The following is an 11,563-nucleotide window of genomic DNA, read 5'->3' as shown; positions in this document are numbered from 1 at the left end:
TTTCACGTGGAACAATGAGTTTTTTTGAAGATATATACGATGTGATTGTTGTGGGAGGTGGCCACGCAGGTTGTGAAGCCGCAGCAGCGGCTGCCAATTCTGGAAGCAAAACGTTATTGGTGACGATGAATTTGCAAACCATCGCCCAAATGTCTTGTAATCCTGCTATGGGTGGAATTGCAAAAGGACAAATCGTACGCGAGATTGATGCACTAGGTGGTTATAGCGGAATTGTTTCTGATAAAACTGCGATTCAATTTAAGATGCTTAATAAAAGTAAAGGACCTGCAATGTGGAGTCCGCGCGTGCAAAGTGATCGTATGCGTTTTGCTGAAGAATGGCGTTTGATGTTGGAAAATACTGCCAACCTTGATTTCTATCAGGAGATGGTAAATGGTCTTTTAGTCGAAGGTGATCGGGTTGCTGGTGTGCGTACTTCTTTAGGAATCGAGATCAAATCTAAGTCGGTAATTCTAACTAATGGAACTTTCTTAAACGGACTAATCCATATTGGTGAAAAACAATTTGGTGGTGGTAGAGCCGGGGAGCGTAAAGCAACCGGAATTACCGAACAGTTGGTTGATTTAGGTTTTGATTCGGGTAGAATGAAAACCGGAACACCTCCACGTGTTGATGGTAGAAGTCTTGATTTTTCAAAAATGATCGAGCAGCCTGGTGATGAAGATCCACAAAAATTCAGCTTTAGTAATGCAACAAAGCCATTGACAAAACAGCGTTCTTGTCAAATGAGTTATACGAGTCCCGAGGTGCATAATTTGCTTCGTGAAGGCTTTGACCGTTCGCCTATGTTTAATGGTAGAATTCAAAGTACAGGGCCAAGATATTGTCCTTCGATAGAAGATAAGATTAATCGTTTTGCAGATAAAGATCGTCATCAATTGTTCGTTGAGCCTGAAGGTTGGAATACTATTGAATATTATGTAAATGGTTTTTCTACTTCCTTGCCAGAAGAAGTTCAGTTTAAGGCATTGCGTCAAGTTTCAGGTTTTGAAAATGTGAAGTTCTTTAGACCAGGTTATGCGATCGAATATGATTACTTCCCACCAACGCAGTTGAAGCATACGTTAGAAACTAAATTGGTTGACGGTTTATATTTCGCTGGTCAAATTAACGGAACCACGGGTTATGAAGAAGCAGCTTCTCAAGGTCTGGTTGCAGGATTAAATGCGAGTTTAAAAGTTCAGGAAAAAGATCCGTTCATCCTGAAAAGAGATGAAGCGTATATAGGCGTTTTGGTAGATGATTTGATTACCAAAGGAACCAAAGAGCCGTATCGTATGTTTACTTCGCGAGCAGAATATCGCACGTTATTACGTCAAGATAATGCCGATGCTCGTCTTACTCCTCGATCTTTTGAGGTTGGTTTGGCTAGTAAAGAGCGTATGCAAGCTCTTGAGAAGAAAGAAGCACAAGCGGTAAATCTTGTTGAATTTTTCAATACAACTAGTATTCAGCCTGAAGAAGCCAATCCGGTTTTAGCTGAAAAAGGAACAACACCGATGAAGCAATCAGATAAAATGGTTAAGATTTTTAGCCGACCTCAGATAGCTTTAGAGGATATGCTTTCATTTAAAGATGTAAAGGAATACGTTGCTGAAAACAATCTCGAGACTGAAGTTTTAGAACAAGCCGAAATCCGAATTAAATATTCGGGCTACATAGAAAAGGAAAAGGCAAACGCCGATAAATTACAGCGATTAGAAAATATCAAGATCCCAGATAATTTTGATTATACTAAACTAAAGTCACTTTCTTATGAAGCACGTGAGAAGTTGACAAAAATTCAACCAACAACTATTTCTCAAGCTTCACGGGTAAGTGGTGTTTCTCCAAGTGATATTTCGGTAATGCTTGTTTATATGGGACGCTAATTTTTTAGTTCCACGTGAAACACTTTTCATTTATTTCTTCAAAAATCCCATTCGTTGACTAAAAAAACCAATTTAAAAATCAAAGATTATTCTGTTTCTAAAGAAGAGTTTGATTTGATTTATGATGAAAAGTTAGATAAGTATTCCACGCTTCCTGTTCCAGAAAACTTGGATCAGTATTATTTAAGTGAGGATTACATTTCACATACCGATTCAAAAAAAGGTCTTTTTGAAAAAGCATATCACTTCATTAAGCGATTTATGCTGAAGAAAAAATTGCAATTAATTTCTTCTCGAGTACATCAAGGATCACTTTTAGATATTGGAGCAGGAACCGGTGATTTTTTAAAACAAGCAAAGAATGAAGGGTGGAAGGTAACCGGAATTGAACCTTCACCGGATGCAAGAAAAAAAGCTTCAGAAAAAGGAATTATGCTTTTTCAAAATTTAGATGCGGTAAACACGCAAAAATTTGATGCGATCACGATGTGGCATGTTTTAGAACATGTTCCAGATTTACAACATCAAATTGAATGGTTGAAAAATCATTTAAATGAAAATGGTGTTTTGTTTGTTGCTGTACCAAATTTCAATTCTTTAGATGCGAAGCATTATAAAAACTTTTGGGCTGCTTGGGATGTACCAAGACACTTACATCATTTTTCTGCAAAGAGTATAAAAACCTTGTTTGAAGCAAATGGCTTTATTTTAGAAGAAACCAAGCCGTTAGTTTTTGATTCGTTTTATGTAAGTCTGTTATCAGAAAAATATAAGGCAGCTTCTTTCTTTCAACCTTGGTCAGCATTTTTAACCGGTTTACGATCTAATTGGAGCGCAAGACGCTCTGGCGAGTATTCTTCTTTGATTTATGTCTTAAAATTGAGTAAATAATCAAAATAAGACGTTTCTAGAGTCTTCTAAGCTTAGGTGCGACTATTTGTATGCTGAAATTCTAAAAACAGCTTAAATCGTCTTATTTGAATCGAAAATTTATAAGTTTTAATTATTGATAAGATACTTATCATTGTTTTTTACAATAATTAAGATTTCATCGTAAAATGGTGCTTATCTGAACCAACTAATTACATTTGCAACAAAATCTAAAAATCTAATATGAAAACTAAATTCAGTCTTTTATTAATTGCCCTTGTTTTGGCGAGTTGTTCAAAATCAAAATCTGGGTTTGTCGATACGCAGAAACTTTTTGAAGAATACACCGAGATGACCGAAGTTCAGGATAAGTACAATAAATTGAGCGAAGAGATCCGCGGAGAGCTTCAGCCTAAAATTCAGGCATTTCAAATAAAAGTCGATTTATATCAGAAAAACGCGCAATCTATGAGTCCGTCAGAGCGCCAGGTCAAAGAGCAAGAGCTGGGAGCATTACAGCAAGAAATTCAGCAAATGCAACAAGCGCGTGGTGGACAAATTCAGCAAGAGAGTCAAGCGGCTGTTGATTCTGTAATTACGAAGGTTCGTGATTTTATCGACGCCTACGGAGAAGAGAATGGTTACGATTATATCTACGGAAAAAATGACAGCGGTAATATTCTCTATGGCAAAACAGCGTTAGATATCACAGACGAAGTTTTAAAAGCTTTAAATACTGCTTACAGTGGTAATAGTACTGCACCTGCAGAACCAGTTGCAACAGAAGATGAAGACACGACTTCTGCAGAATAATATTTGAACCAATTGGTTTTAAAAAGGCAGCTCCAAAGAGCTGCCTTTTTTTATGCTTTCGTATGTAATAAACGCGTGAGTTTGATAGAGAGATCGGTTAAAACGATCTTAGCATTACCATTACGTTCGATATGATACGCTGCAGTTTGCAACTCTTCAATAAGTGAATTGATGTTATTGCCGTGTATAAACGGGGCGAATTTAGCCAACTCAAATTGGGTTACCGGCTGTAAATACACCAATTCTTTAGCATTATAATTCAATAACATGGCTTGCCTAAAAAAATCTTCACAGTAGCCTAAAAAACTCTTTTGCGTTTCTCTACCTTTTGAAGCAATATTCTCGCTCCAAGCTATCAGATCAATGATGGCTTTTTTATTTCCGCGTGCTTTAAAAGCCGTGCGCACCCAACTTACAAACCAAGTTTCAAACTCTTCTTCATCGCTGCTATGGTCTAATAAATGTAGAGCAAGATTATAATCTCCGTGTGCTTTGATGGCCAACTTTTTTGCTTCAGCAGGGTCGCAATTATGCTCGGTGATCAAGGCATTTTCTAAAGCTTCGGCGGCAAGAGGAGGAAAGCGCAAGACTTGACAACGCGATTTGATCGTGTCAATTATTTGATCTTCATTTTCGGCAATAAGAAGGAAGATGGTCTTTTGCGGTGGTTCTTCAATCAGTTTTAGAAGCTTGTTGGACGCAGCATTGTTCATTTTATCAGCCATCCAAATGATCATCACTTTAAAGCCCCCTTCGTATGATTTAAGCGATAACTTTTTTACAATATCCTGAGCTTCATCAACACCAATTTTCCCCTGTTTTTTTTCGATACCGATGTGCCGGTGCCAGTCGTATAAACTTCCGTAGGGATTTTCTTGAATAAATGCGCGCCATTCCTTAGCAAAATTATCAGAAACAGGATGCGATTTTACCGTGTCATTGGGAGCCACGGGATATGCAAAATGTAAATCGGGATGCGCTAGATGATCAAACTTTAGATTGCAAGCTGCAGATCCGCCTGTATTTTCACCTTCGGTATTATTGCAAATAAGGTATTGCGCATAGGCGAGCGCACACGGTAAAACACCGCTACCACTGGCACCTACAAAGAGTTGCGCATGTGCTACACGACCGCGGTCTACACTGGTTGTAAGATGTTTTTTAATGAAATTTTGCCCGAGAATTGATTGAAATTGCATGCGCCAAATATAACAGAAATGTAACGTATTTTTTGGCGCTATCCGTTATATTTGTTTGTTCAGTATTGGCTTAACAGCAATATCGTGTTAGGCCGTTAACCAACTAGTTAATTACCAAAATCACAAATAATACAGATTACATGAAAACCATCGACGATTTTAATTTTGAAAATAAAAAAGCATTAATCCGTGTAGATTTTAATGTGCCTTTAGATGAAAATCATCAGGTTACCGATACTACCCGTATTGAAGCCGCAAAACCTACAATTTTAAAAGTTTTAGAAGATGGTGGTTCGGCGATTTTAATGTCGCATTTAGGAAGACCTAAAAACAATGAGCCAGAGTTTTCTTTGAAGCATATCGTGAGCAAAGTTTCTGAAATTATTGGGGTACAGGTAAAATTTATAGAAAACTGTGTAGGAGCAGCTGCTGAAAAAGCCGCTTCAGAATTGGAGCCTGGAGAAATTTTATTGCTTGAGAACCTGCGTTATCACGAGGAGGAAACGGCCGGAGATAAAGACTTTGCAGAGCAACTTTCTCAATTGGGAGATATTTATGTAAATGACGCCTTTGGTACTGCACACAGAGCGCATGCCTCAACGACCATTGTAGCGCAGTTTTTCCCGGAGAAAAAATGTTTTGGTTACTTACTGGCTAAAGAAATCGAGAGCATTGATAAAGTGCTTAATGACAATGAGAGTCCGGTTTTAGCCATTTTAGGAGGCGCAAAAGTTTCTTCAAAAATCACCGTGATCGAGAATGTTCTTGATAAAGTTGACGATTTGATTCTTGGAGGTGGAATGGCGTATACATTTATCAAAGCACAAGGAGGTCAAATTGGGAGTTCGATCTGTGAAGATGATAAACAAGAACTCGCTTTAGATATATTGAAAAAAGCTAAAGAAAAGAATGTAAACGTTCATTTGCCGGTTGATGTTCTTGCAGCAGATAGCTTTTCAGAATTTGCAAATACTAAAGTAGAACCGATCAATGAAATTCCTGACGGATGGCAAGGACTTGATGCAGGACCAAAATCACTAGAGAATTTTGCTCAAGTGGTAAAAAATAGCAAGACCATTCTTTGGAACGGGCCTTTAGGTGTTTTTGAGATGGAACCTTTTGCTAAAGGAACAATCGCTCTTGGTGATGCAATTGCAGAAGCAACAAACAACGGAACCTTCTCACTTGTTGGAGGAGGAGATAGCGTAGCTGCCGTAAAACAATTTGGCTTTGAAAATAAAGTAAGTTACGTTTCTACCGGTGGTGGTGCAATGCTAGAAATGCTTGAAGGTAAAGAGCTTCCGGGTATTGCAGCAATTCGTGAATAAAAATTAGTATTCAGGACTTTCTTCTGGGTGTTTTAGATTTTGAACAAAAAATACGACTTTAGCGTTTGCATCGTTGTAAACACATATGAAAAAACGCTATTGTCTCGGTTATGCATTTGTAGTCATGACCTCGTTGGCATCTTATGCCCAGAAGAAAAATCCTAAGGCAGCAACGCTGCAGGTTTCTCAGACGCTACCTATCGTCGATACGGTAGAACTCAAACAACTCATGCGCGAGCTTAACAGTGCTAACGGGCATGTGGTACAAAAGGTTCCTGAACCTTTCTTATTTAAAGAGGTAAAATGGGACAGTACTTCAAAAAAACTCAACGATCGTAAATTTCCTGCTAAAGTTGATAAACTTTGGCTAGAAGAACTTACTACAAACACACTTTACGACGATATGGCGTCTTTAGTTGATGATACCAACTATGAAGACGTTGAATACCCAGAACTCACCACAGAAGTGCTTAAAAAGCGCCTTGCAGCTCTTGATGCACGCACTCCGTTTAACGTTGAGTATAATCCTTCTTTAGAGAATGTCATCAAAGGCTATTTAAAGCGCCACAAACCTACTTTAGAACGCTTGATGGGATTATCTCAATTCTATTTTCCCGGGTTTGAGCAGACTTTAGACAAGCACAATATGCCTCTGGAACTAAAATATCTGGCCATTGTAGAATCTGCATTGCGACCGCGCGCAAAGTCTAGAGTAGGAGCTACGGGGATGTGGCAATTTATGTTCAATACCGGGAAATTATACGGATTAGACATTAGTTCGTATGTAGATGAGCGTATGGATCCTATCCTTTCTACCGAAGCTGCTGCGCAATATTTATCTAAACTTCACGAGATTTTTGGGGATTGGGATTTGGCTTTGGCAAGTTATAATTCAGGACCGGGAAATGTAAGTAAAGCCATTCGTCGCAGTGGCGGAAGAACCAATTACTGGAATATCAGACATCATCTTCCACGGGAAACGGCAGGCTATATTCCGGCATTTTTAGCAACGATGTATATTTTTGAATATGCTGAAGAACACGGGTATCACCCGGCACAACCCGATGTAAATTATTTTGAAACCGATACGATCAAAGTAAAAGAAACCATTACACTACAGCAGGTTTCAGCATATACCGGGGTTTCGCTTGAAGAGCTTCAGTTTTTAAATCCGGCATATAAATTAGATATCATACCGTATGTTGAGGATGAAAATTATTATTTGCGCTTGCCGGTAACGGCCGTTGGACCTTTTGTTGCCAATGAAGACAACATCTATCAACGCGCAAAAAAAGAGCTTGAGCGGGACGAAGAAACCTTACCAAAGTATCTTGAAGTACCTACAAGCATTACCTACCGCGTACGCAGTGGCGATTATTTAGGAAAAATTGCAGAGCGTTATGGTGTAGGAGTTTCTCAGATTAAACGTTGGAATAATTTACGCTCTAATAATTTGCGTATCGGTCAGCGGCTCACCTTATATCCCAGCAAACCAGTAGCTTCGGCATCCTCTTCAAGTGCGTCAAAATCAACTTCCGGAGGAGGTCAAAAGAAATACGTTGTTCAGAAAGGCGACAGTTTATGGAAGATCGCGCGTAAATTTCCCGGGGTAAGCGCAGAGAACCTTAAAGTTTGGAACGATATTAGCGGTACTAAGCTCAAACCGGGAATGACTCTGGTTATAGCTAACTAACACTAAATAATTTTATGTTATGCAAAAACTAATTCTTGCCTTTGTCTTATTTGCTTTTATAGCCTGTGACGACAAGCCTTCAGGCAAAATTTTATCGGCTTCTTCTGGGGCTTTGAATAACCTTACCGTTGTAATGCCAAACGATATGTGGGAAGGACCGGTAGGAGAGAGTATACGTGAGAAACTTGCAGGACCTGTAAATGGTTTGCCACAGGTAGAACCTATGTTTGCGATTAATCAAATGCCTAGTGAAGCTTTTTCTGGCTTTATGCGTAAGCAACGTACTTTTTTAAAAATTGAACAAGCCGATTCGGCTTCAATAGAAGTCGTGAACGATGAGTACGCGCGACCTCAAACCGGTATTTTGGTTAAAGGCCCTACCGAAAGTGCGATTATTAATATCATTCAGCAGGACAGTGCCAAAATCGTAAATACGATTAAAGAAACCGAATTCACAGAGAAAATACGACGCGTAAGTCTTTCTCTTAAAGAAGATAAGCCGTTGACTGATGCTTTTGGAATCACGATGAAATTTCCTTCTGCATACCGTTATGCTAAAGACGATGAGGGATTTTTCTGGATTAGAAAAGATATTCCTAATGGTGATATGAACATCACGGTTTACGAAGTTCCGTATAGTATGATCGATCGAGATTCAAACACGATTGGCTCACTGATCAAAATGCGTGATTCAATAGGTGGTGATAATATTACGGTAAGTGAAGGGATGCGTTTTATTACAGAAGCTGCTTTTGCACCCTATCTTTCTGAAACTACAATAGACGGAAAACCGGCGTATCAAATGAAAGGTATGTGGGAAGTAAAAGGGCGTTACATGGCGGGACCGTTTGTAAACTTCACTGTAGATGATAAAGAAAACGATCGTTATTTGGTATTAGAAGGCTTTGTTTTTAAACCTTCAGCAAATAAAAGAGATAATATTTTTGAGCTGGAATCTATTCTGCGATCTGTCAAATTCGTTGACAAAACCGAATAACCTAGTTCAGAATAATGCATTAAAAAAGCGCTTTAGATTTCTAAAGCGCTTTTTTAATTTCTTTTTAAAAGAACTACTTATGATTTTTTCTCTTCTAGAGTCTCGTCAGATTTGTGAGATGCTTCATCATCTTTAGAGGCATCTTTAAATTCTTTAATACCGCTACCAAGCCCTCTCATCATCTCTGGTATTTTCTTACCTCCAAAAAGTAAGAGAATTACAACCACGATAAGCCCTATTTGCCAGGGTCCTACCATTCCTAAAAATATTGCTAATGCATTCATATCATGATAATTTAGATGGTAAATATAACAAGAAATCATAAGAATAGACCGTTCCTTGTAAAACTTTAGCAGTCGGCGTACGCCTTTTAAATTTTATATTTGCTTATTCATTGATTTTTATGGCAAAACCTAAGGAAAAAAAGAAGCTTAAAAAGCGCCTTTTACATAAATACAGGTTGCTCATTTTAAACGAAGACACTTTTGAAGAACGTGTCTCTTTTAAACTCACGCGACTCAATGTATTTATCGTTGTTGGCTTTTCAATAATTATTTTAATCGCCTTAACCACACTACTCATTGCTTATACCCCGTTACGCGAGTATATTCCCGGGTATTCTTCGGTTAAATTAAAACGACAAGCGACGGAGTTGATGTTTGAAACCGATTCTTTAAAGCGTCAACTCGACATCAATCAACAGTACTACGCGAGTATTAGAAAAGTACTTACCGGTGATGTTGATGAGGTAAATTTTAATCGTGATTCTATCTTATTGCTCGAGCCGCGCGATACAAGCGGGCTTAATATGAAAATCTCAAGAGAAGATAGTTTGTTGCGGGAACAGGTCGCTAATGAAGATCGGTATAACCTGTTTGAGCCGGCTTCTTCAACCGTAAGTTTTTCTTTGTTTCCGCCGGTTAAAGGAAACATTACCGAAGGTTTTGATACCGAAGAAAAACATTATGGAACAGACGTCGTAGTACCCAAAAATGAGGCGATCAAGGCAGCTGCAGACGGCACGGTTATTTTTTCTGAATGGACCGCAGAAACCGGGTATGTGATCATTTTAGATCACGGTAATGATTTGATTTCGGTTTATAAGCATAACGCCTCACTTACCAAAGATCAGGGAGATCTGGTAAAGGCAGGAGAAGTTATTGCCACTGCCGGTTCTACCGGTAAATTTTCTACAGGGCCCCATTTGCATTTTGAGTTATGGAACAGCGGTTATCCTGTAGATCCTACTAATTATATTTCGTTTGAATAATGTCTATTAAGTCGTTTTCGGCAAAACTATTTGCTAAGTATATCGCTGGTAAAACCCAAAAATGGAGCGCTAATCCCGTTGCCACTCAGGATGCGGTTTTTCAGTATTTGATCAAAAAAGGCGCAAAGGCAAAATTTGGAAAAGACCATAATTTTGAAAATATAAAAACGGCGGCAGATTTTGCAAAAGCAGTACCAGTACGGGATTATGAAGCGTTAAAGGATTATGTAGAAGAAGCAGTTGCCGGTAAAGAAGATATTTTATGGCCGGGAAAACCCGAGTATTTTGCAAAAACATCCGGGACCACATCTGGTGCAAAATACATTCCGATTACTAAAGAATCTATGCCGATGCACGTCAATGCGGCTCGTGATGCCATTTTGCATTACATCGCAGAAAGTGGAAACAGCGAGTTTGTAGACGGAAAGATGATTTTCTTGCAAGGAAGTCCGGAACTGCAACTAAAAAATGGCATTAAAACCGGAAGATTATCAGGTATCGTTGCGCATTATGTGCCGGGATATCTTCAAAAAAACAGAATGCCGAGCTGGGAAACCAATTGTATTGAAGATTGGGAAAGCAAGGTAGATGCTATTGTTGAAGAAACCTTGCCTGAAAATATGAGCGTGATCAGCGGGATTCCGCCGTGGGTGCAGATGTATTTTGAAAAGTTGCAGGCAAAAACAGGCCAACTGGTAGGTGAGATTTTCCCAAATTTCAATCTGTTTATTTACGGCGGAGTCAATTATGAACCTTATCGCAAGAAGTTTGAAAACCTCATCGGGCGTCGTGTAGACAGCATAGAATTGTATCCCGCGAGTGAAGGCTTTTTTGCATTTCAGGATTCTCAGAAAGAGAAAGGCATGTTGCTGCTTTTAAATTCTGGTATTTTTTATGAATTCATAAAAGCAGATGAATTTTTTAACGAAAATCCACAACGTTTAACCATTGGTGAGGTACAAGTTGGCGTTAATTATGTGATGATCATTTCTACCACGGCCGGGCTTTGGGCGTACAACGTAGGAGATACCGTGATGTTTACTTCAACAAAACCGCATCGCGTGGTGGTTACCGGGCGTATAAAGCACTTTATTTCGGCTTTTGGCGAACATGTGATAGGCAAGGAGGTAGAAGAGGCTTTGGCGAGTACAGCGAGCCAATTTAAGGCGCAAGTGAGTGAATTTACCGTGGCGCCACAAATCAATCCTTCAGAAGGGCTTCCGTTTCACGAGTGGTTTATCGAGTTTGACACGCAGCCAGAAGATTTAGACGCTTTTGCGCAAGCCATTGATGAAGCGCTGCAACAGCAGAACAGTTATTATAAAGATTTGATAATAGGAAAAATTTTAAAAAGATTAGAAATCAAAGTAATTCCGCATGGCGGTTTTACAGCATATATGAAGTCTAAAGGAAAATTGGGCGGTCAAAACAAGCTACCCAGATTGGCCAATGATCGCAGTATTGCAGATGTGCTGTATCAACTTGATTTTTAAAAAGGTAT

At 39.0% G+C, this 11,563-nt stretch carries 10 protein-coding genes; 8 read left to right on the top strand and 2 right to left on the bottom strand.

Features of this window, described 5'->3' with window-relative positions:
- Positions 1-14 precede the first annotated feature (14 nt).
- The 3 genes from mnmG to WA338_RS10500 all read left to right on the top strand — a co-directional run bounded on the left by mnmG (position 15) and on the right by WA338_RS10500 (position 3,575).
- The gene (gene mnmG, locus WA338_RS10510) at positions 15-1,892 is read left to right on the top strand and encodes a tRNA uridine-5-carboxymethylaminomethyl(34) synthesis enzyme MnmG (protein ID WP_009782006.1); all 1,878 of its coding nucleotides are present in this window, start codon (positions 15-17) and stop codon (positions 1,890-1,892) included.
- 54 nt (positions 1,893-1,946) lie between these two features.
- Positions 1,947-2,783 (top strand): class I SAM-dependent methyltransferase, encoded by an 837-nt coding sequence (locus tag WA338_RS10505; protein ID WP_273016362.1) that lies wholly within the window; start codon positions 1,947-1,949, stop codon positions 2,781-2,783.
- 222 nt (positions 2,784-3,005) lie between these two features.
- Positions 3,006-3,575, top strand: coding sequence for an OmpH family outer membrane protein (locus WA338_RS10500; RefSeq protein WP_272986004.1), 570 nt, complete (start codon positions 3,006-3,008; stop codon positions 3,573-3,575).
- A gap of 50 nt (positions 3,576-3,625) precedes the next feature.
- Here WA338_RS10500 and WA338_RS10495 read toward each other — a convergent pair whose 3' ends face one another.
- Positions 3,626-4,774 carry a DNA polymerase III subunit gene (locus WA338_RS10495; protein ID WP_272986003.1) on the bottom strand — a complete coding sequence of 383 codons (1,149 nt, stop codon included), beginning with the start codon at positions 4,772-4,774 and terminating at the stop codon, positions 3,626-3,628.
- 140 nt (positions 4,775-4,914) lie between these two features.
- Here WA338_RS10495 and WA338_RS10490 point away from each other — a divergent pair, with 140 nt between their 5' ends.
- From WA338_RS10490 to WA338_RS10480, 3 genes are all read left to right on the top strand, one after another.
- Positions 4,915-6,102, top strand: coding sequence for a phosphoglycerate kinase (locus WA338_RS10490; protein WP_272986002.1), 1,188 nt, complete (start codon positions 4,915-4,917; stop codon positions 6,100-6,102).
- Between the two features lie 85 nt (positions 6,103-6,187).
- Entirely contained in the window at positions 6,188-7,795 is a 1,608-nt protein-coding gene (locus WA338_RS10485; protein ID WP_336093306.1) for a lytic transglycosylase domain-containing protein, read from the top strand.
- Between the two features lie 19 nt (positions 7,796-7,814).
- Positions 7,815-8,792 carry a DUF4837 family protein gene (locus tag WA338_RS10480; RefSeq protein ID WP_273016359.1) on the top strand — a complete coding sequence of 326 codons (978 nt, stop codon included), beginning with the start codon at positions 7,815-7,817 and terminating at the stop codon, positions 8,790-8,792.
- A gap of 77 nt (positions 8,793-8,869) precedes the next feature.
- Here WA338_RS10480 and WA338_RS10475 read toward each other — a convergent pair whose 3' ends face one another.
- Complete coding sequence (locus WA338_RS10475) at positions 8,870-9,076, bottom strand: Sec-independent protein translocase subunit TatA/TatB (RefSeq protein WP_040533835.1); 207 nt, start codon at positions 9,074-9,076, stop codon at positions 8,870-8,872.
- A 119-nt stretch (positions 9,077-9,195) separates the two neighbouring features.
- Between WA338_RS10475 and WA338_RS10470 the strand changes: the two genes are divergently transcribed.
- The gene (locus tag WA338_RS10470; RefSeq protein WP_273016358.1) at positions 9,196-10,062 is read left to right on the top strand and encodes a M23 family metallopeptidase; all 867 of its coding nucleotides are present in this window, start codon (positions 9,196-9,198) and stop codon (positions 10,060-10,062) included.
- Positions 10,062-11,555, top strand: a complete 1,494-nt coding sequence (locus tag WA338_RS10465) for a GH3 auxin-responsive promoter family protein (protein ID WP_272986001.1) — start codon at positions 10,062-10,064, stop codon at positions 11,553-11,555. Before WA338_RS10470 ends, WA338_RS10465 begins: the two co-directional genes overlap by 1 nt.
- Positions 11,556-11,563: the final 8 nt, after the last annotated feature.

Origin of the sequence: Leeuwenhoekiella sp. CH_XMU1409-2 (genome assembly GCF_037029365.1) — a bacterium.
GTDB classification, from domain to species: Bacteria; Bacteroidota; Bacteroidia; order Flavobacteriales; family Flavobacteriaceae; genus Leeuwenhoekiella; species Leeuwenhoekiella blandensis.
This window is presented reverse-complemented; position numbering and strand designations above follow the sequence as displayed.

Bases quoted from the DNA above. Each gene is read 5' to 3' on its own strand.
- mnmG (WP_009782006.1), top strand. From the start codon at position 15: ATGAGTTTTTTTGAAGATATATACGATGTGATTGTTGTGGGAGGTGGC.
- WA338_RS10500 (WP_272986004.1), top strand. From the start codon at position 3,006: ATGAAAACTAAATTCAGTCTTTTATTAATTGCCCTTGTTTTGGCGAGT.
- WA338_RS10495 (WP_272986003.1), bottom strand. From the start codon at position 4,774: ATGCAATTTCAATCAATTCTCGGGCAAAATTTCATTAAAAAACATCTT.
- WA338_RS10490 (WP_272986002.1), top strand. From the start codon at position 4,915: ATGAAAACCATCGACGATTTTAATTTTGAAAATAAAAAAGCATTAATC.
- WA338_RS10485 (WP_336093306.1), top strand. From the start codon at position 6,188: ATGAAAAAACGCTATTGTCTCGGTTATGCATTTGTAGTCATGACCTCG.
- WA338_RS10480 (WP_273016359.1), top strand. From the start codon at position 7,815: ATGCAAAAACTAATTCTTGCCTTTGTCTTATTTGCTTTTATAGCCTGT.
- WA338_RS10475 (WP_040533835.1), bottom strand. From the start codon at position 9,076: ATGAATGCATTAGCAATATTTTTAGGAATGGTAGGACCCTGGCAAATA.
- WA338_RS10470 (WP_273016358.1), top strand. From the start codon at position 9,196: ATGGCAAAACCTAAGGAAAAAAAGAAGCTTAAAAAGCGCCTTTTACAT.
- WA338_RS10465 (WP_272986001.1), top strand. From the start codon at position 10,062: ATGTCTATTAAGTCGTTTTCGGCAAAACTATTTGCTAAGTATATCGCT.